Here is a 21049-nt window from a genome sequence, read left to right as displayed (position 1 = left end):
TGTAATTTATTTCAGAATCAAACATGTTAGAATCCCGAAGTTCATTCGGGATAAAGTCTGAAACACGTTCAGCTTGATGAAAATACCTAAATAGAGATTTATAATTGTAATCTCTTAGAAATAAGCTTACCGCGAATTTGCTAAATCACCTTCTTTAAAATCCAAATTAATCGTTGCACTTCATCAAGGGTGTTGTAATGCACTAAACTTACTCTCACAACGCCGTTTTTCTCTTTTAAACCTGCATCTTCAATAAGTTTTTTGGCATAGAAATCACCAAATCTTATTCCTATTCGATAATCATCAACCTTTTCAACTATTTGATCGCTAGAGAGTTCACTATGCACAAACGAAATTGTAGGGACTCTTTTTTCTCTTTCTGCAGTATTTCGGCCAATTATTTTAATGTCAGGATGTTCAGCTAAATAATTTATTAAAGGCTTGCTTATTCGCTCTTCGTGCCGGCCAATAAGCTCAAATATCTTATCCATTTTCACCTGAAAATCGGCTTTCTTTTCCTTTGGAAATTCGTGTTTAAATAACTGATCAAAATATTCGATAATTCCCAGTAAACTATAAGTCAGTTCAAAATTGAAATTTCCTGGCTGAAACTTATAAGGCACATCCTTTTTAGTAAAAAAGTAGTGGTTAAACCCTTCCATTTTGTACAACTGATTGTATTTGCCATACATCACAGCCAAATGCGGTCCGTAGGTTTTATACCAGCTAAAAACATAAAAATCTACATCGAGTTTGCGAACATCTACCCTTCGGTGTGGTGCATAGGCAACCCCATCTACACAAATAAGCGCACCAGCTTTATGCACAGTTTTCGCAATTTCTTTGATAGGGTTTATGCTTCCAATAATATTTGATGCATGCGTTACCGCAACCAGTTTCGTACGATTCCCCAAAAGCTTTTTTAAGTCGCTTATTTCCAGCTCAAGGCTTTCGGGATTGGCTTTCCAAACCTTTATATTAATCCCTTTTTCCTTTAAATCGGTCCAGGGAGAAACATTGGCTTCGTGATCGGTATTGGTGACAATTACCTCATCTCCTTCCTGCCATTGCTTGCTTATGCAAATGCTTAAAATTCGCAAGAGCATAGAAGAAGAAGGGCCTATTACCACTTCTTCCGGTTTCCCGGCATTTATAAATCTGCTCACCTGTTTGGTGGAGTAATTAAGTTTTTCTCCAGCTTCCCTGGAAACTTTATACGAAGCACCCAATTGCACATTATGGTGCAATAAATACCCGCTAATACGTTCGGCAACCTTCTTTAGTGTTTGGGAGCCACCTGCATTATCCATAAAAGTAAACTCCCTTTCAAGCGCGGGAAACTGACTTCTTACAAATTCAATATCCATTAGTCTAAAAGGCTTTCGTTAAACAATTCCAGGATTCTGCGGTACTCATCGGTCCAACTGCTGGGTTCAACAAAACCGTGATCTTCTACGGGATAAATTGCCATTTCCCAATTTTCTTTGCCAAGTTCAATTAAACGTTGGGAAAGCCTCACCACATCCTGAAAATGAACATTTACATCTACCATTCCGTGGGCGATCAATAAATCTCCTTCCAGCCCTTCAGCAAAATAAATTGGGGAAGAGCGTCTATAAGCAATAGGATCTGCCGCAGGTTCATTTAAAATGTTAGAAGTATAGCCGTGATTATAATGCGCCCAATCGGTAACCGATCTTAAAGCAGCGCCGGCTTGAAAAGTTTCGGGTTCGTTAAACATTCCCATAAGGGTAATAAAACCTCCGTAACTGCCTCCGTATATTCCAACTTTTTCAGGATTTATGCCGTGATTTTCAACTAAATACTCTACTCCGTCAACCTGGTCAGAAAGGTCTTTTCCACCCATATGGCGGTAAATTCCTGTACGCCAGTCCCGGCCATAACCTGCACTTCCGCGGTAATCAATATCGATTACAGTGTAACCAAGATCGGTTAATAAATTATGGAACATATATTCTCTAAAATAGCTGCTCCACCATTTGTGAGCGTTTTGCAGGTAACCCGCACCGTGCACAAAAACTACCGCAGCATCATTTTTAACATCTGCTTCTGGCTTGTATAACCTCGCCGGTACCATCGCGCCATCTTCGGCTTCAAATTCTATTAATTCTGGTTCGCGCCAATCATAATTGCTAAATGCTTCAGATTGTCCTTCGGTTAATTGTTTGGCTTCAGCATTTGCCCTGGTTTTCTTTAAATATAATTCCCACGGCTTGTTGCTGTAGGAATGTAAAATGGCCATATTTTTTTCATCGGGAGAAAGGTAGACATTGTTATTTCCTTCCATTTGGGTAAGTTTTTCCATTTTTCCGCCCATAACCGGCATTTTATAAAAATGACGTTCGCCCGGTCCAACTTCAGAAGTTGTTAAGAACCAATGCTTTTTATTATTGGAAAGTTCGGGGTCAAAAACTTCAAAATCACCTTCGGTTAGCGCTTTTTTATTACCCGTAGTTACGTCTAATAAATACAAATGCGAATACCCGGTTTCTTCACTCTGAAAATAAATATGTTTATTATCGGGCAACCAACCCATTTCTTCACCTCCATAATATGCGTAACCAATTCCCGGTCCTGCAATCCAGGCTTCGTCCCGCTGGCGATTTAAAGTATTTAACGCTCCGGTTTCTAAATCAATTTTAGCAATCCAGCGGTCTTTATTGTCTTTAGAACGAAGGTTTACCACCGCGTGTTCGCCATTGTCTGAAAAGTAAACCGTGGTAGGAGCCACCTCCCTTTCGGTTTCTTCCCATTCTTTATCGGGATAATCTTTTACGTAATCGGGTAAATCGGTGATTCCTGGTAAATCGTCTGTTTTTATAGTATAAACCGTATCCTTTTCAAAATTGTAGATAGCCAGTTCGATACTGGTTTTATCTTCGCCAACTTTACTTCTGGCAGGCAGATTAGCGGTATAGCCAGACTCGTCTACATAATTGGGTACATCGGTACTACCATTTCGCTCGCGGGTAATAAGCTTAAATGTGGCGAATTTGCCATTGGGAGAAACCTGTAGATTACTTAGATCCCGATCTTCCAGGTAAAAAGTATAAGCCTCTTTTTTAGCCGTGGCTTCGCGGTAGGCCTCCCTGCTTTCTTTTTCGGTTTTACGTTGATTTACAACTTCCAGAAGTTCCAGATTTTCATCTTTTACCCAGGTATCTTTTTCAGAGGTTTTATCTTCTTTTTCTTCTTCAGCCTTGCCGTCAGCGATATTGGTGAGTTGTTTTATACTTCCCGATTTACTGTCGTATATAAAAGCATTATCACTGGCGTTAAAGCTGATTTTATTTTCGTCTGCTAAAAATTCAGCATTACCAATAGCTTCTGAAAGGTCTAATAGTTGTGTAGTTTCACCAGATTTTACATCGTAAATTACCAGGTTTCCATCTTTGCTAAAAATCTTTTTGCTTCGATTTTTATTGAATTCGCCGTATGAAGGAATTATTTCTCGTTCTTCTTCCAAACTCACTTTACTGATTTTTGAAGAATTTTTCAATTCAATTTTATAAAGCGAATCCTGGGCATTTTTTTCAGGATTATAATCAAAATAGATGGTTTCGCTATCGGCGCTCCATTTCACGTTAGATGGGAAAGTGCCCATCCAATTAGGATCCTGCATAATTTTTTCTACGGAAAGTTCACTTGTTTGCGAAATTCCGGTAAAACTGAAACTGATAAATAGTAAAAAGAAAAGCTGAAATTTAAAATTGAAGAGATTTTGTAGCGGTTTTTTCATCGATTTAAGGAGTTGTGGGTTTATTTTTTAAAAACACTGCCAATATAGTTAAATAGATAACACCTGTAAAGAGCCTCTGGAAAATCCCCACACAGATTTAATTAATATCTTTATGCTGAAATATTAAAATTAATAATATAGAATGAAGAAAAATTTACGCACACTTTTTAGTTTATTCCTTGTTGCCGGGGCATTGCAGGTGCAGGCACAGAAAGAAATGGTCGACAAAATTGTTAATGAGGCCAATGATAATTCAAAATGGCTAAGTTCTAATTAGCATATTGAATAGTTGTTGTTTGTACTCGTACCATGCGCTATTTGAAGCAAAGGCAATGGCTGTAACTGTTGCCATTTTACTGGTTGAGTTCTTGATTTTTTCAAGTACCAAGAACCAATTCAAGTAATTCTGTAAGTATTTTGTAGCTACCCCATTGAAAGAATCCATGAACTTTCTCAATCTCATATCCATATTGTTTACATTCTGGACATGGTACACCTTATCTACGGTTCGCTGTCCCTTTGAGGTGTTGAACTTTTTATGGGCAATTGTGTTGGCTTTTGCAAAAGCACCATAACTTCTATGGCTGTCGCTGCAGAGTACGTCAGCTTTATCAAGTTTCCCTTTAAGTATTCTATTCAGATCCTCTTTACTGATACGACCTCTTGTGGCCACTTTAAAGTCTTTGTTTCCAGATCTATCACAAGTTGCCACTACAGCTACTTTTTCATCACTTATGCCTGCTTTGCTTGCTTTTTCTCCTCGCATTTTCGGTTTTCTACCTAAATGACGTCCTCCTTTTTCTGAGTAGGCAAAGAACAGGTCATCGCTTTCGACTATGCCCTGAAACTCTTCTACCGAAACACTGGAAAATGACGTGAGCAATTTATGTCTCCAATCAAAGGACGTTTGAATTGATATCTCCGTCTCTTCTGCACTTTTCCTGATACTGTAGCCCGACAACAAACAGTATAAATACCGATTTAACTTCTCTTTCTTTTTTATATTATACCAAAACTTACCTGTGGTCTCACTGAAATTCTTCTTACAGCCATTGCAAACATAGCGTTGAACGCCTTTGAGCTTGCCATTGGCACGAACACGCTTTTCTGAGCAATGAGGACAGGTAACTGCTTTTGCCTCGTTGCTGTCCTTTACTTCACTTTCTTGCAAAGACAATGATAGCAACGAAGCCACTATCTCTTGTTGAACAGTCGCTGGACTATTAACGAAAAAATCCCTGAAATCTGAAGGTATCATATCTATATAGTTTTACACAAATATAAGACATATTCATCTTAGAACAAAGCTTTCAAAATTAGAAGAACTTGCCCACGAACTTGTAGACGTGGTAGGCCCAAGATTAGTGGGAACACCACAAATGAAAAACGCGCACAATTGGGCGGTAAAGAAATATGATAGTTGGGGAATTTCAGCGGAAAATGAGGAATATGGCACCTGGCGTGGCTGGGAGCGGGGAATTACTCATATTGACCTTGTAGAACCAAGATTGCGAACACTACAGGGGCGACAATTGGCCTGGAGCCCTTCCACAGGAAAAAAAGGAGTGACCGCAGAGGTGGTTATTTTACCGGAAGCTTCAGATTCTACAGCTTTTGCCAATATGCTTTCTTCAGTTAAAGGAAAATTTGTGATGATCTCGGTAAACGAGCCTACCGGAAGACCTCCATACAACTGGGAAGAATGGGCAACCGAAAAATCCTGGGAAAATATGCAGGAAAGTATAAAAGAAGCCGATTCTTTGTGGAGAAACCGAATTGAAAAAACCGGTTATGGTTACCGGGAATTGCCAAAAGCACTTGAAGAAGCAGGTGCAGCCGGAATTGTAACTTCTAACTGGTCTCACGGGTTTGGTGCTAATAAAGTTTTTGGCGCGTATACCAGTGAAATTCCAACTATAGATCTTAATTTGGAAGATTACGGCTTGCTATACCGTTTAGCTGAAAATGATAATGCTCCTAAAATTAAAGTGGTTGCTCAATCTAAAGATCTTGGAGAAGTACCTACGCTTAATACTATTGCCAGAATTGAAGGCAGCGAAAAACCTGAGGAATATATTATTCTTTCAGCGCATTTTGATTCCTGGGATGGTGGAACCGGCGCTACCGATAACGCTACCGGAACTATCGTAATGATGGAAACTATGCGGATTCTTAAAAAACTTTATCCAAACCCAAAGCGTACTATTATCGCAGGCCATTGGGGAAGTGAAGAGCAGGGGCTTAATGGTTCTCGCGCTTTTGTAAAAGATAATCCGGAAATTGTGGCTAATGTGCAGGCTCTATTTAATCAGGATAATGGAACAGGGAGAGTGAAAAATATTAGCGGACAGGGATTTTTGCACGCTTACGATTTTATTGGAAGTTGGTTAGAACCTGTTCCGCAGGAAATTAAAGGAGAAATTGAAACTTCTTTTCCGGGAACACCTTCCAGCGGTGGAACTGACCATGCTTCTTTTGTAGCTGCTGGTGCGCCTGCATTTATGCTTAGTTCTTTAAGTTGGTCTTACTGGAATTATACCTGGCACACTAATTTAGATACGTACGATAAAATTGTTTTTGACGATGTGAGAAGCAATGTGATCTTAACCGCCATTATGACCTATATGGCCAGCGAAGATCCTGAAACTACATCGAGAGAGAAAGCTGTTCTACCAATTAGCAGAAGATCTGGCGAGCAAATGACCTGGCCAGAACCAAGAGATGCCGAGAGAAAAGGTGGGTTGGATTAAGTTGCTAACTATTAAAAAGGTTGTTTGAAAAGTTTTAAAGCGTCATCCTGAACTTGTTTCAGGATCTAAGATGTTGATAATAAACACAAGTTAGAAGCTGAAACAAGTTCAGCTTGACGGAAACAGAAGTTTTTCAAACAACCTTTATTCTTTTTATAAAAAACCTATCCTTTCAAATCACCTCCTACAGGAATAGAGCAATCGTGGTAAGGCTCACCGTGTGGAGGATTTTTAGAGGGTTTTGATTCTTTCAACCTAATAGGAGAAGTATTCATTTCTGAGTCTGAACCTGCATTGGTAGTATTTGCTCCGCTTAAAGAAGCACCAACCGGCATATCGCAACGATGACCCGGTTCTCCATGTGGAGGATTCACATCTGGGGTTTCTGCACTTCCAGACGTATTTCCAGTCATTTGAGTATTGGTTGTAGTTTGGGTTTCTTCAGAAGTTTTTTCTTCTGCGTCTTTACAGGACGTAAAAGCGGTAAGTGATACAACCGCAATTCCAAGAATAACTTTATTAAAGGTGATTTTCATAACAGCATTATTTTAAGGTTTAAAGATACTAAATCTGTGAGGATTACTTTGTAAGCGTCTCCAATTCCTCTTTGGTGACATCTATAAGTCCGGCTTTTGGCAAACGCTTCAGCATTGTTCTCCAGTTTTCGTCTTCATCAAAGATTCTATCAAATATTTGTTTAGCTTCTTGTAAACGATCGCTATTGGCTAGTGCCACCGCTTTCCAGAAACGCATTTCCAGGTTATCAGGAAACATACTTTCTGCAGTTCCATATTCTTCCAAAGCTTTCTCTACATTACCTTCTTCCATAGCGAGATCACCACGGTTCATAAATTCGTAAGCCCTGGCGGTTTTTAACAAACGATCTAATTCTTGTATGGGATTTTCGTGATCATCTACTCTAAGATCTATTTTTTTGTCTTTCCAGATTTCTTCAACTTTATCTGGTCCCACCACAATTAATGCCGCCGATTGCTTCCCGCGGATATCTCCCCCTGCGTTCTGTGCAGCTTTTAAAACCGCTACAACTCTTTCGGCTAAAGGTAGGTTCACATTTTCGGTAAATGCCTGGGCCATCGCCGGTACAACGTCGTCATTAAGCATCATATTGGCCTGAACCGAAAAATTATCTCCGTTCAGGTGGTCAGCTTCTGCTACACATTTTTGACCGGTATAGGCTGCATTTTCTCCAGATTTCCCCAGGATGGCTAATTGCCTAAAATCACGACCTTCATCATTATTAATAAGTGTTTCTATAGCTTCTTCTGGTGTGTAGCCTTTGTTTAAAAGTTTAAGTCCTTCGGGTCCAAAAGCGGGATTTACAAAAGACTGCGTGGCAACTACGCCAACTCCCGATTTTCCCCAGGCTACCAATGGTCCTACCGAAAACCAGTGACTTTGCACTCCAACAGCCATTTCTCCGGTTTTGGCATCGCGAGCTACAATAGAATAAGTATGTGCAAACGCGTCTCCGCTAATTTTAGAAGTTTGGGCTTTGCTATTTAAAGTTGAAATAAATATTAAAGTGAAAAAAAGTAAAGATTGCTTCATAATCCAGATTTCTGATTAGAAGCTAAAGATAGCGAAACTCGGCTGAATTATTTAAAAAGTATGATGCAGACTAAGCTGAATTTGTCCTTTGCTTACCGCATTTGTAGTTTGTGTCATATAACCGGCCTGGACTTTTAAATTGTCTTTTAGGGCATAACCCAACGCAGAATAGAAACGGTTACGATCAAATAATTCTACACTTCTGCCATCGCCAATTTCCCGTTCGCCGTTGATGAAAATCTCGTTATAGAACGCTAGATAAATAGCATTTTTGTTGAGGTTTTTCTGATTTAAAGGTACATTTAGAAATAAATTATAGCGATAACGAGTTCTAAAATCCTGGTCTTCTACCCAGCGTTGTTCGTACCTAAAACGGTGGGTAAGGTAAAATCTGTCGCTCAATTTATGCGCAAGTAAAGCTTCCTGGTAAATCCTGCTTTCGCCCGAGGTATTGTTGCCTTCACCAAATTCCCCGGAGGTAATATTTCCGTATCCTAGCGTGAATTTTACATCGGCATTTTTGGGTGAATAGGTGAGTCCGCCACGAATAAGCAATTGCTCTAAATCTCCACCAAGATCCCAGTTTCTATATTGAATATCTCCCTGCACGCCCCATTGACTTTCACCAAAATTGGTGTTCCAAAAATACATATACCAGGCTCCGGTTTGATCTTCATCAATTTGAGCATTGGCGGAAAAGGATATAAACAGACTAAATAGAACTACGGAAAGGAGTGATTTTTTCATTTTTGCTTTTTTTCGCAAATATAACATTCCGCATTAAAAAAGTATTGATTTCCTATTTTTTCACTTCGGTGACAAGAATATAATCTGGACCACCGTCTACGGGGTAACCCTCTATTTTTGATCCTGAAATAGTGATTTCCATACCAACATAATGGTCAAGTTCTACTTTTTCACTTTTCAAAGCATAAAATTCATCTTCAGTATTTAAGGTATGCGTGCCATATTGGTAGGAAGTTATTCCCTGGCTTTCTATGGTTCCTGTAAGCTGCATTTGTTCTTCTGAATTTTCCCTGTCACAATTTGTACTCAAAAAAATAAGACCTGTAACCAGGCTTAAAATAATAGCTTTCATAAAATTTCATTTAAAAGTAAGTGCTGAAATAAAGTTAATAAAAGGAAAGAAACCCGCTGAAGTTTTAGGTTATATTATGATGAATTTCTGAAAACATTATTATTTTTGTTTCGCTTAAATGGCCTCGTAGTTCAACGGATAGAATAGAAGTTTCCTAAACTTTAGATCCAAGTTCGATTCTTGGCGAGGTCACTTTACTGAAATGGGGTGCTTGCCACAAGGCAGGCTGAGATGATACCCGGGAGTTTTTACTCGATAATCGAGATTAAAATATTTAAAATGTTTTGTCTCGAATAAGATATATTTTCCAAAAATGCCTTCTGGGTCTTGCCCCGAGGTTGTTTACTCCAAACCTGATCCGGATAATGCCGGCGTAGGGATTTTCTAAGCTAAGTTACATTCCTAACTTTAGCTACTTCATCACCTCATTTCATTGAATAATTTAGAACAATGATAGAGGATTTCTTTACACAACTTACCTGGCTGCAAGCCCTGGGGACTACTTTTGGCGTAGTGCAGGTTTTGCTGGCACGAAAAAACAACATTCATAATTACTTATTCGGGATTGTCTGCATTCTTATAAGTCTGTTTGTAATGTACCGGTCAAAACTTTATGCCGATATTATTTTAAACCTTTATTACCTTGTCATGAGTATTTATGGCTGGTTTTACTGGAGATATGGCAAGAAGCAAGAAGAAACCCCAATTTCTTATTCCAGTAAATCTGAACACCTTAAAGCCCTGGGAATTGTATTGAGCTGTTTTACAGTAATGAGTTACTGGCTTCGCTTTCATACCGATTCTGATGTTCCTTTTTGGGATGCGGCGGTAAGCGGATTCGCATGGGCGGGGATGTGGCTTATGGCTAAAAGAAAAATGGAGAATTGGATTTTTCTTAATATCAGCAATAGCATCGCTATTCCTTTGCTTATTTATAAAGAATTATACATATATGCCGGCTTAACCGTTTTCCTTTTTATCGTAGGAACTTCGGGGTACTTTAAATGGCGAAAAATTATAAAAAATGAAAAAAGACAACAGGCAGCAAGCGCTTAGAGAGCTTTGTTTAGGTGCAGATATATTTCCTGAAGAAGTTTTAACCTGGATCACAGGGCAAAATTTATGGAATATATGGGTTCCCAAAAGTTATGGCGGATTAGAATTAAAACTATCGGACGGACTTTTAAAATTACAGGAACTAGCCAGGATTGATGGCAGCCTTGGCTGGACGGTTACTTTGTGCAGCGGCGCCAACTTTTTTATAGGAAACCTGGAACCTGAACCCGCGAAAGAGATTTTTGAAAAACCAAAAGCTACAATTTTGGGAGGTAGCGGTGGCGTTTTTGGAACTGCTGAAAAAATTGGCGATAATTATAAAATTTCCGGGACCTGGCGGTATGCCACCGGCGCACCTTATTTAACCCATTTTACATTGAATGCTGAAATTTTTGAAAATGGCAAGCCTTTATTGAATAAAGATGGTTCGCCAAAAGTACGCTCGTTTATATTACCCAAAAATCAAGTTCAAATTATTGAAGATTGGAATACTATGGGGTTAAAAGCCTCGGTTACACATTCATTTAAAGTTGAAAATGTTCTGGTTCCCGAGCGTTTCAGTTTTATTTATAACAATTTTTACCAGCCGCAGGATATTTTTAAGATTCCATTTTCAGTCTTTGCCGATCTAACACTTTGGGTGAATTATGTTGGTATGGCCCAGCATTTCCTGGACGAATCCCGGCTTGTGACTTCTAAAAATATTCTGAAAAACTTAGAAAAAAGTATCGCTATTTCTAAGGATCAAATTTCAACGTATTCAGAAAGTATTGAAGAAAAAATTTCTGCTGAAAATAAAGTTTTAGATTCTTACACCGAAGAAATTCATACTTCAGCTTCAAATTCAGTAAAAAAAATCTCTGAAAAAATTATTGAAATCTATCCCTATTTAGGTGTAAAAGCCAGCCAGAAAGACCATCCTTTAAACCAGGTTTTTTGCGATTATTTTACAGCTACGCAACATCATATTTTTACAAAGTAAAGCTTTTTAAAGTTTGGTAAATGGGAGTAAAATTAGGCTAAGATTTAAAGTTAATTCATCTAATTAGTGGTAGAAAATGATTATCATGAAAAATAGGTAAATTATTTAAAAACCGCCTAAATACTTAAGATGAAATATAAAATAAACATAGAGAAAGTCAATACTGTTGATGAAGTCAAGGCATATTGGACGAACGAGGATTACATTCAATTGCTAAAAAGGTTTGATTATCCAGATGCAGAAGATTCCGACGCTGAAAGTTTAAGAGAGCTATTATTTATGGCCATAACAGATTTTGAACCTGGTGAAGCAGCGAAATTGGTGTTAGATTATAAGTTGGGTGAGGAATTATCTGAGGGACAAATTGAGCAAATATCTAATGATATGTTGATTGATACAGTTTGTGAAGAGTATCCCGAAATGGAATTGCAATCCAGATTATTCCACGTAAATCAATTGCTTTTTAAAGCCTACAATGGGAAATTCCCGAGTTCTAGCGCAACAATTATTCATTGTTCTATAACCTCATCAAACACCGATTCCAACTTAAACAAAGCCACGGTTTTGAGATTATTAAACGATGGCCTTTCAGACAGGAATATCGTTAAAAGATTGTTTGAAGAGCAAATGAATGGCGATGCTGAATTCCCAGAGGCTGAATATATTATCTGGAATTTAGAAACTTCAGAAAATAATCATTTCAAAATAACTACTTCCGGGAACCTAATTAAAAAAGAAGAGGTGATAGCTTCAGAATGGGAGAAGGAAATAGAAGACGAGGATGATTCAGATAAATAGCTGAATTGAAAAATATATAGAATACCAAATGCTGCCATTAACGAGCAGCATTTTTTTTTGAATTTTGATTTGATCCGGTAAAATTTCTCCGCCATTTCTTCAGGGGAAGAATAATTCAAAAATATAAATGACTGGAATTTTATTTTTCAGTTTTTGAGATCAGTTTTTCGCTGATTAGTGCTTTACGACTTCTATTCTTTCAATTCTTTAACATCTGGCGATAATCTTATGTTAATCAATTGAAGTTAAACCTGTTATTTTTTAAATTGAGGGTAAACATTAACCAAAAATAAAATTATGAGCATTGTAAAAGTAATTGAGATAATAGCCACTTCAGAAAAAAGTTTTGATGATGCAGTTCAAAATGCACTTAAAGAAGCAAGCAAATCGGTGAGTAACATACAATCTATTTATGTGAAAGAGATGCACGCCAATGTAAGTAATAATCAAATAACAACCTATGCGGTAAACTCAAAAGTCTCATTTACCGTGAATAAATAGTTTCGTTTAAATAGAAATTATTGAAAGAGGGAGATAAATTTTTCTTGAGTTTATCTTCCTTTTTTAATTACCCATCAAGGCTTCAACTACCTTTTAAATTAATGATATAACTTATGGCGAATAGTAAGAAAGACAGTACCCAACAGGAAAATCAGGAATGGATAGACTCACTTACCTGGATCATTGAGAATAAATCTACTAAAAGGGCAGAGGAGCTACTTAACATCTTACAGAAAGAAGCCAAAAAACATAATGTAGAGCTGCCTGAGACACTAACTACAACCTACCACAATACCATTTCACAAGACAAAGAGGAGGATTATCCCGGCGATTTAAAACTGGAAGAAAAGATCCTGGCTTATATTAGGTGGAATGCCATGGCTATGGTTGTAAAAGCCAATAAGGCTGATGCCGGAATTGGAGGCCATATTTCTACATATGCCTCTATTGCGCAACTTTGGGAAGTAGGTTTTCATCATTTCTTTAAAATTGAAAATGATGTGCCAGATCAAATATATTTCCAGGGTCACGCTTCTCCAGGTATTTATGCGAGGGCTTATATGGAAGGGCGCTTAACTAAAAAGAACCTTGAAAATTTTCGCCACGAAGTACAATCTGATAAAGGCCTTACCTCTTATCCACACCCACATTTAATGCCCAATTTTTGGAGCAACCCAACGGTTTCGATGGGCTTAGGTCCTATCCAGGCTATTTACCGTGCCCGTTTTAATAAATACTTACATAACCGCGGACTTATAGACGAAGACAAGAGTAAAGTCTGGGCGTTTATTGGTGATGGGGAGATGGACGAGGTAGAAGCCCGTGGAGCTATTAATATCGCATCCAGGGATAAACTGGACAACCTCATTTTTGTGATAGATTGTAATTTACAACGTTTAGATGGTCCTGTTCGTGGTAATGCCAAGCTTATTCAGGAATTGGAGGGACTTTTTAAAGGTGCCGGATGGAATGTAATTAAATTGCTTTGGGGTAAAGAATGGGACAAACTCATTAAAAAGGATAAAACCGGAAAACTCCTAAAGAAACTAGGCGAACTTACAGATGGTCAGCTTCAAAAATACGCTTATAGCGACGGAGAATTTCTGCGGAAGGATTTATTTGAAAGTGATAAGGATCTAAAGAAGTTAGTTGAAGATTATTCCGATGAAGAATTGGAAAACCTGAAACGCGGCGGTCACGATTCAGAAAAAATATATAATGCTTATAAAGTTGCGTTAGAAACAAAAGAAAAACCCAGTATCGTTTTGGCACAAACCGTTAAAGGTTATGGCCAGGGCAGTGCCGGCGAGGCTAGTAATATTTCGCATAAAACTAAAAAATTCAACAAAAAGCAGCTGGAAGAATTTAGAGACTTTTTTAAGGTGCCGGTTTCAGATAAGGATATAGAAAAAATTCCATTTATCAAACCAAAGAAAGATAGTGAAGAGTTAAAATACCTTGAGGAAAGGAGAAAAAATCTTGGTGGTTATATTCCGCAGCGAAAAGACAGAAGCTCAAAATTAAAGGCTCCAGATGTAAAAATCTTTGAAAGTTTTTTAGAAGGATCGGGCGAAGATGATGCGGCAACCACTATGGCTATGGTTCAAATTCTAAGCAAGTTGATGAAGGATAAAAATTTAGGAAAATTGATCGTGCCAATTATTCCTGATGAATCCCGAACTTTTGGAATGGAATCCCTTTTTAGACAAGCCGGAATATACGCTCCACACGGGCAAAAATATGACCCGGTAGATGAAGATAGTTTGCTCTATTATAAAGAAGCCAAAAATGGCGCTATAATGGAAGAAGGTATTACCGAATCTGGTTGTATGGCCGAGTTTATTGCGGCAGGAACAACTTACTTGACCCACGGCATCAATACCATTCCGTTTTACTTCTTCTATTCTATGTTTGGTTTTCAAAGAACCGGTGATCTAATGTGGGCTGCGGCAGATGCAGGTGCAAAAGGTTTTCTTATGGGCGGTATTTCTGGAAGAACCAGTATTCCCGGGGAAGGTTTGCAACACCAGGACGGGCAAAGTCATTTATATGCGCTGGCATTTCCTAATTTAAGAGCTTACGATCCCGCTTTTGCTTATGAGCTGGCGGTTATTGTAGAAGAAGGAATTAAGAATATGTATATAGAGAACAAAGACCTGTTTTATTATATCACCATTGGTAACGATACTTATCCTATGCCTAAAATGCCCGAAGATGTGGATAGGGAAGCCATTATTAACGGACTTTATAAATTCAGGAAATCGAAATCACGTAAAAAGAAAAAGAAGGCGCATTTATTTGGGAGCGGTGCTATTATGAAAGAGGTGCTGAAAGCTGCAAAAATCCTGGAAGAAAAATTTGATGTGGGCGCCGATATTTGGAGCATTACCAGCTATAAAACTTTATATGATAATGCTATTGATACCGAACGTGACAACCGCCTAAAAGGCCAGGTAAATAAAGAAGAAAATTATATAGAACGACAATTGAAAGATGAAAAAGGCACTTTCGTAGCCGCTTCAGATTATGTGAAAGCCCTTCCCGAAAGTCTTGCCTCCTATTTCCCCGGTGAGCTTATTAGTTTAGGGGCCGATGGTTTTGGTAGAAGTGATAATAGGGAAGCCTTGCGTAGTTTCTTTGAAATAGATGCTCCGCATATTGCTTATGCTGCCTTGTATGGCCTTGCTAAACAGGAGCAAATTAGCATGGAAGAATTGAAAAAAGCAGCTAAAAAATTAAAGATAGATCCACAAAAGACCAATCCAAGAACGGCTTAAAAAAAATTGAATTATGGCAAAAGAGATAAAAATTCCGCAAATATCTGAAGGCGTAGATATCGCTGTTATTTCTGAAATCCTGGTTTCTGAAGGAGATAAAATAGAAGAAGATCAGTCAGTAATTTCAGTAGAAACCGATAAAGCTACAGCTGAAGTTCCAGCTACTTCAGGAGGAACAATTAAGGAGATAAAAGTTAGCGAAGGTGATGAGGTGAATGTAGGCGATGTGATTATTATCCTGGAAGATGATGATGAGGATTCAGAAGAAAAAGAGGAGGAGAAAACTACAGATAAAGAGGGAGACGCTTCAGAAAATAAAAAAGAAGAAGCTGAAAAGGACGAAGAGGAATCCGATTCTGATGAAAAAGAAAAAGAGCAGAAAGATGATGAGAAAACCGATGAGCCGGAAGAAGATAAAGAAGATGATGACGAAAAAGATGGAGATGATGAGGAAAAGAAAAGTAAAGACACCAAGTCTAAAAAAGATAAAGGTACCGATAAAGCATCTTCAAAAGAAGTCTATGCTTCTCCGGGAGTAAGGCGATTAGCTCGTGAACTCGAGGTTAATATAAAAGAAATAAGTGGTAGCGGCGAGAGTGGAAGAATCACTGAAAAAGACGTTAAAGAATACAAGGAAGGCGGTAGCAAAAAGAGCAGTTCTGGCCAGGCTGAATTACCCGATTTTAGTAAGTGGGGAGCGGTAGAAAATAAACCGCTAAATAGTATTAAAAAAACCACGGCCAAAAATGTATTGGCCTCCTGGCAATCTATTCCGCATGTGTTTCAGTTTGGAGAAGCCGATATCTCTGGAGTTGAAACTTATATAGAAGATCATAATGAGAAGGTCGAAAAAGCCGGTGGTAAACTCACGCTAACAGCGATACTTACCAAGATTGTTGCCACAGCCTTGCATAAATTTCCAACATTCAATGCAAGTATAGATATGGATAAGGAAGAAATGATCCTTAAAAAATATGTGAATATCAATATTGCGGTGGCTACAGAAGATGGGCTTTTAGTTCCTGTGATTAAAAATGCAGATCAAAAAAGTATCAAGGATCTATCGGTAGAAATTTCAGAAATAGCAGAGAAAGCACGGGAACAAAAACTATCTAAAGAAGATATGGAAGGAGGCAATTTTTCTATCTCAAACCTTGGCGGTATTGGCGGCACTAATTTTACGCCAATAGTCTACCATCCGCAGGTGGCGATTCTTGGTATTTCACGGGCAACTACCAAACCGGTTTATATAGATGGAAAGTTTGAACCTCGCAGTATACTTCCTCTAAGTTTATCTTATGATCATCGCTTAATAGATGGTGCAGATGGAGCTGGTTTTATGAATTGGCTGGTAAAAGCACTGGAAGATCCATACGAAGCGCTTTTGGGTTAATCTTAAATCTTAGAAACAATGGCAAAAAAAGATAGAAAAGAACTCGTAATTATTGGTGCCGGTCCCGGAGGCTATGCCGCAGCCTTTCACGCAGCAGATCTTGGAATAAAAGTAACGCTTATTGATCCGGAAGTTAATCCCGGCGGAGTTTGTCTCTACCGCGGTTGTATTCCCTCCAAAGCACTTTTGCACCTGGCAAAAACCAAAGAAGAGGCTATGCATGCCTCAAAATGGGGGATGAAATTTGAAGAGCCTAAAATAGACATTAAAAAAGTTGCAAGCTGGAAAGAGAAGGTGGTTAAAAAACTTACAGAAGGCTTAGGGCAATTAAGTAAAGCCAGGAATATTGAATACATCCAGGGAAAGGCCAAATTTACCGGTGAGAATGAACTGGAAGTAACCGATAATAAAGGAAAAACTTCAGGTTTAAGTTTTGAAAAAGTGATAATTGCCACCGGTTCCTCTGCGGTTGGTTTACCTGAGCTCGAGATAGATCATGAAAAAATCTGGGACGCTACCGATGCCCTGGAGCTTAAGGAAATTCCCAAAAAAATGTTAGTCGTTGGTGGCGGTTATATTGGCTTGGAGCTTGGAAGTGTTTATGCTGCTTTGGGAACAAAAGTTTCCATAGCTGAAATGACATCAGGATTTTTACCCGGAACAGATCGGGACCTGGTTAAAATTTTTGAGAAAAATGAACCCTTTAAAAATGTCTTTTTTGAAACTAAAGTAGAGAAAGTGAAGATCACCAAAAAAGGGGTGAAGGTTTCCTTAAAAGGAAAGAAAGAAGAACAGAGCAAAAAATATGATTGTGTGTTGGTAGCTGTTGGGAGAAAGCCAAATACTCAAAATCTGGGTTTGAAAGAACTTGGAGTTTCGGCCAATGAAAAAGGATTCCTGGAAGTAGATGATAAACGCCGAACAAAATTGGAGCATGTTTTTGCGATTGGCGATATTACCGGTGAACCTATGTTGGCACATAAAGCAAGTCATGAAGGCCGAATTGCTGCAGAAGTGATCGCAGGGAAAAAAGGAGCCGCCTATGATCCTAAAGTTATTCCCGCAATTGTATTTACTAATCCTGAGTTGGCTTGGTGCGGCCTCACTGAAGAAGAGGCAAAGGAAAAAGAGAAAAATGTAAAAGTTGTAAAATTTCCCTGGTCAGCTTCGGGAAGAGCTGTTGCTATTGGGGAAAATACGGGCTTGACTAAACTTTTAATAGATAAGGAAACCGAAGTGATTTTAGGTGGTGCCGTAGCCGGGAAAAATGCCGGGAGTTTGATTCCGGAGATCGCTTTGGCTATTGAAATGGGCAGTACAGCCAGTGATTTATCGCTAACTATTCATCCACATCCTACTCTTTCAGAAACTATAATGGAAAGCGCCGAGCTATTTTACGGAGGCGCTACACATTATAAAAAGTCGTAGCTGTTTAAAAAACTGCATAAAAAAAGGGGGTTTGACGCTCATTTCAGAATTGCCCCCTTCTTAACCCGTTTTATATTTCAAAAATAGATCAGTTCAATTCTATTTAAGTTAATTGAAGGTCAAGGAACTACTAAGAATTTATTATGTAAGGATAACAATTCTCAATTTAACATTCAATTAAAAACCAGGGGCTAAGGCTTAATTTTTAAATAACCTATCCCAGGATGTTTGCGTCTAATTTTGCTTAAAATAATAGTAAAAACTTAGTTATGAATTTAAGTGAAAACAACAATTTAGCCCTGGAAACTTTAAAATTTCCTGTGCATTACGATGCGAAGGAACAAACAATTTGGGACGCTAAAGGGATGATGGTTTGCGATATTCGCGGCTGGGGAAAAATCCAGTTTATGAATAAATCTGAAGATCGCCAGGATGCAATAGGCGAATTAATAGCTAGTTTGCTCAATAAATATCAACGAAATGAAAATGCCAAAATAGACGAAGAGCTTTTTAGAATGTTGGCTTCTTAATTTCCTCTAAAATACATAAAAACGTACTTTTGTAAATTCACACACTTTAAAGTAGAATTTATGAAAAGTCGATTAATATTAAGCTTGTTTTGCCTGGCTTTATTTGGGAGTCTGCAGGCGCAAAACCTCGAATCTCCCGATGGAAATTTAGAGATGAATTTCTCCCTTCAGCAAGATGGCACCCCGGTTTATAACCTGGAGTTTGAAGGACAAACTATTATAGAAAAAAGTAAGCTTGGCTTAGAGTTAAAAGAAGGGCAGCCTCTTACCTCCAATTTTAGTATAAAAAACACCGTAAAATCTACTTTTAACGAAACCTGGACACCGGTTTGGGGTGAAGAAAGTGAGATTAAAAATCATTATAATGAACTTGTGGTTCATCTGAATCAGGAAGATTCAGAACGAAAAATGCTGATTCGTTTCCGTTTATTTAACGACGGACTCGGATTTAGATATGAATTTCCGCAGGAATCCAACCTAGGGCATTTCGTGATTTCAGATGAAAAAACCGAATTCGCCATGACCGGAGATCACACCGCTTTTTGGATCGCCGGCGATTACGACACCCAGGAATACGATTATACCGAAAGTAAACTTTCAGAAATAAGAACTTTGATGGAAAAGGCGGTAACCGCCAATGTTTCCCAAAAATCATTTTCACCAACCGGTGTGCAAACTTCTTTGATGCTTAAAACCGAAGGCGGCCTGTATATTAATCTTCACGAAGCCGCTTTACTGGATTACCCTGCGATGCACTTAAATCTGGATGATGAAACTATGGTTTTTGAATCCTGGTTAACACCAGATGTAAATGGGGATAAAGCCTATATGATCGCTCCCGGAAAAACGCCCTGGAGAACTATAATTGTAAGTGATGAGGCGAAAGATATACTTTCCTCAAGAATCACTTATAACCTGAATGAACCCAGTAAGATTGAGGATACCTCGTGGATCAAACCAATGAAATATATGGGTGTTTGGTGGGAAATGATCACGGGAATGAGCTCCTGGGATTACACCGATGAATTTGCAGCGGTTAAACTCGGTGAAACCGATTTTGAAGCCGCTGAACCTAATGATACCCATGCAGCAACTACCGAAAATGTAAAATACTACATAGATTTTGCATCAGAACATGGCTTTGACGGATTGCTGGTTGAAGGCTGGAATGTAGGCTGGGAAGATTGGTTTGGAAATTCTAAAGATTATGTCTTCGATTTTGTAACGCCTTATCCAGATTTTGATGTAGATGAGATTAGGGAGTATGCAAATTCCAAAGATGTGGAAATGATTATGCACCACGAAACTTCGGCTTCAGTTAGAAATTACGAAAGGCATTTAGACACGGCTTACCAGTTTATGAAAGCCAATAATTATAACGCGGTAAAAACCGGTTATGTAGGGGATATACTTCCGCGAGGAGAAAATCATTATAGCCAGTGGAGTGTAAATCATTATCAATATGCGCTTGAAAAAGCTGCGGAATACGAGATTATGATCAACGCACACGAAGCCGTTAGACCAACCGGAATCGCCAGAACCTGGCCAAACCTTATCGCAAACGAATCGGCTCGTGGAACCGAATATCAGGCTTTCGGCGGAAATAAACCAAATCACGTTACCGTTTTGCCATTTACGCGTTTAATTGGTGGGCCAATGGATTACACTCCGGGAATCTTTGAAATGGATATTAGTAAGCTGAATCCGGACAACAATTCACATGTAAATAGTACGCTGGCTAATCAGTTGGCTTTATATGTTACGATGTATTCTCCATTGCAGATGGCGGCCGATTTACCTAAGCACTACGAGCAGTTTATGGATGCATTTCAGTTTATAAAAGATGTAGCGATAGATTGGGAAAAAAGTGTTTACCTGGAAGCCGAACCCGGAGACTACATTACCATCGCCCGAAAAGAAAAAGATGGAAATAACTGGTTTGTAGGAAATGTAAACGGGGAAACTTCAAGAACTTCAGAAATTGAATTCGATTTTCTTGAAAAAGGAAAAACTTATATCGCCACGGTATATGCTGATGCCGAAGATGCGCACTACAAAGAGAATCCGCAGGCTTATGAGATCAAGAAGTATAGCGTGAATAGCAAGTCTGAACTTTCTCAAAAATCTGCTCCCGGCGGCGGTTACGCGATAAGCATTATGGAAGCTGATAAAGATGAAGTAAAAGATCTTGAAAAACTGTAAGTCAAAAATGTATAGTGTATAATGTAGATTGTATACTGTAAATGTTTTGATAACGAAACCCTCGTCAATTTGGCGGGGGTTTTTATTTTAAAGGTTTTCAATTATAAACCTTATTTCAAAAGAAATTAATAAATAATTTATAGTTTTAAGCAGTGTTAATAGATCATGCCCATTCAAGCCCTACTTTGGGATGGGATTTTTTGG

18 protein-coding genes and 1 tRNA gene are annotated in these 21049 nt (G+C 38.5%); 12 read left to right on the top strand and 7 right to left on the bottom strand.

The features are described 5' to 3' along the window. Positions 1 to 140 precede the first annotated feature (140 nt). Positions 141 to 1367, bottom strand: coding sequence for a cysteine desulfurase-like protein (locus B5488_RS11065; protein ID WP_079735315.1), 1227 nt, complete (start codon positions 1365 to 1367; stop codon positions 141 to 143). Further along, positions 1367 to 3760, bottom strand: coding sequence for a S9 family peptidase (locus B5488_RS11060; protein ID WP_079735314.1), 2394 nt, complete (start codon positions 3758 to 3760; stop codon positions 1367 to 1369). The genes B5488_RS11065 and B5488_RS11060 overlap by 1 nt, the downstream gene beginning before the upstream one ends. Before the next feature lie 142 nt (positions 3761 to 3902). Here B5488_RS11060 and B5488_RS18290 point away from each other — a divergent pair, with 142 nt between their 5' ends. Then, positions 3903 to 4037, top strand: coding sequence for a hypothetical protein (locus B5488_RS18290; RefSeq protein ID WP_262507322.1), 135 nt, complete (start codon positions 3903 to 3905; stop codon positions 4035 to 4037). Here the strand turns inward: B5488_RS18290 and B5488_RS11055 are convergent. Beyond that, positions 4023 to 5018: an IS1595 family transposase gene (locus B5488_RS11055; protein WP_079733415.1), complete on the bottom strand. Its 996-nt coding sequence runs from the start codon at positions 5016 to 5018 to the stop codon at positions 4023 to 4025. The genes B5488_RS18290 and B5488_RS11055 overlap by 15 nt on opposite strands. A gap of 22 nt (positions 5019 to 5040) precedes the next feature. Between B5488_RS11055 and B5488_RS11050 the strand changes: the two genes are divergently transcribed. Continuing rightward, on the top strand, positions 5041 to 6510 hold the full coding sequence (locus B5488_RS11050) for a M20/M25/M40 family metallo-hydrolase (protein WP_231919834.1): 1470 nt from the start codon (positions 5041 to 5043) through the stop codon (positions 6508 to 6510). Between the two features lie 164 nt (positions 6511 to 6674). On the opposite strand, the gene B5488_RS11045 is transcribed toward B5488_RS11050, so the two are convergent. The 4 genes from B5488_RS11045 to B5488_RS11030 are packed head-to-tail and all read right to left on the bottom strand — an operon-like array spanning position 6675 to position 9178. Next, a complete protein-coding gene (locus B5488_RS11045; RefSeq protein WP_079735313.1) occupies positions 6675 to 7046 on the bottom strand; it encodes a hypothetical protein in 372 nt (123 codons plus the stop codon). Between the two features lie 43 nt (positions 7047 to 7089). Further along, positions 7090 to 8079 (bottom strand): DUF1028 domain-containing protein, encoded by a 990-nt coding sequence (locus tag B5488_RS11040; RefSeq protein WP_079735312.1) that lies wholly within the window; start codon positions 8077 to 8079, stop codon positions 7090 to 7092. Between the two features lie 51 nt (positions 8080 to 8130). After that, the gene (locus B5488_RS11035) at positions 8131 to 8826 is read right to left on the bottom strand and encodes a DUF2490 domain-containing protein (RefSeq protein WP_079736592.1); all 696 of its coding nucleotides are present in this window, start codon (positions 8824 to 8826) and stop codon (positions 8131 to 8133) included. A gap of 52 nt (positions 8827 to 8878) precedes the next feature. After that, a complete protein-coding gene (locus tag B5488_RS11030) occupies positions 8879 to 9178 on the bottom strand; it encodes a hypothetical protein (protein WP_079735311.1) in 300 nt (99 codons plus the stop codon). A gap of 120 nt (positions 9179 to 9298) precedes the next feature. Between B5488_RS11030 and B5488_RS11025 the strand changes: the two genes are divergently transcribed. The 10 genes from B5488_RS11025 to B5488_RS10980 all read left to right on the top strand — a co-directional run bounded on the left by B5488_RS11025 (position 9299) and on the right by B5488_RS10980 (position 20845). Continuing rightward, a tRNA-Arg gene (locus tag B5488_RS11025) sits at positions 9299 to 9370 on the top strand. 258 nt (positions 9371 to 9628) lie between these two features. Further along, positions 9629 to 10234 carry a nicotinamide riboside transporter PnuC gene (pnuC, locus tag B5488_RS11020; RefSeq protein WP_079735310.1) on the top strand — a complete coding sequence of 202 codons (606 nt, stop codon included), beginning with the start codon at positions 9629 to 9631 and terminating at the stop codon, positions 10232 to 10234. Further along, positions 10203 to 11216 (top strand): acyl-CoA dehydrogenase family protein, encoded by a 1014-nt coding sequence (locus B5488_RS11015; RefSeq protein WP_079735309.1) that lies wholly within the window; start codon positions 10203 to 10205, stop codon positions 11214 to 11216. Before pnuC ends, B5488_RS11015 begins: the two co-directional genes overlap by 32 nt. 129 nt (positions 11217 to 11345) lie before the next feature. Continuing rightward, positions 11346 to 12014 (top strand): hypothetical protein, encoded by a 669-nt coding sequence (locus tag B5488_RS11010; RefSeq protein ID WP_079735308.1) that lies wholly within the window; start codon positions 11346 to 11348, stop codon positions 12012 to 12014. A gap of 297 nt (positions 12015 to 12311) precedes the next feature. Further along, complete coding sequence (locus B5488_RS11005; protein ID WP_079735307.1) at positions 12312 to 12515, top strand: dodecin family protein; 204 nt, start codon at positions 12312 to 12314, stop codon at positions 12513 to 12515. A gap of 113 nt (positions 12516 to 12628) precedes the next feature. Next, positions 12629 to 15292: a pyruvate dehydrogenase (acetyl-transferring), homodimeric type gene (gene aceE / locus B5488_RS11000; RefSeq protein WP_079735306.1), complete on the top strand. Its 2664-nt coding sequence runs from the start codon at positions 12629 to 12631 to the stop codon at positions 15290 to 15292. Between the two features lie 13 nt (positions 15293 to 15305). Further along, positions 15306 to 16685: a 2-oxo acid dehydrogenase subunit E2 gene (locus B5488_RS10995; RefSeq protein ID WP_079735305.1), complete on the top strand. Its 1380-nt coding sequence runs from the start codon at positions 15306 to 15308 to the stop codon at positions 16683 to 16685. Between the two features lie 18 nt (positions 16686 to 16703). Beyond that, the gene (gene lpdA / locus B5488_RS10990; RefSeq protein WP_079735304.1) at positions 16704 to 18113 is read left to right on the top strand and encodes a dihydrolipoyl dehydrogenase; all 1410 of its coding nucleotides are present in this window, start codon (positions 16704 to 16706) and stop codon (positions 18111 to 18113) included. 269 nt (positions 18114 to 18382) lie between these two features. Next, positions 18383 to 18643: a hypothetical protein gene (locus tag B5488_RS10985; protein WP_079735303.1), complete on the top strand. Its 261-nt coding sequence runs from the start codon at positions 18383 to 18385 to the stop codon at positions 18641 to 18643. A gap of 60 nt (positions 18644 to 18703) precedes the next feature. Next, the gene (locus B5488_RS10980; RefSeq protein ID WP_079735302.1) at positions 18704 to 20845 is read left to right on the top strand and encodes a glycoside hydrolase family 97 protein; all 2142 of its coding nucleotides are present in this window, start codon (positions 18704 to 18706) and stop codon (positions 20843 to 20845) included. Positions 20846 to 21049: the final 204 nt, after the last annotated feature.

It is taken from the genome of Salegentibacter salegens (assembly GCF_900142975.1).
Taxonomy (GTDB): Bacteria; Bacteroidota; Bacteroidia; order Flavobacteriales; family Flavobacteriaceae; genus Salegentibacter; species Salegentibacter salegens.
The sequence above is the reverse complement of the archived record's forward strand: the minus strand, read 5'-3'. Positions and strand labels throughout refer to the sequence as shown.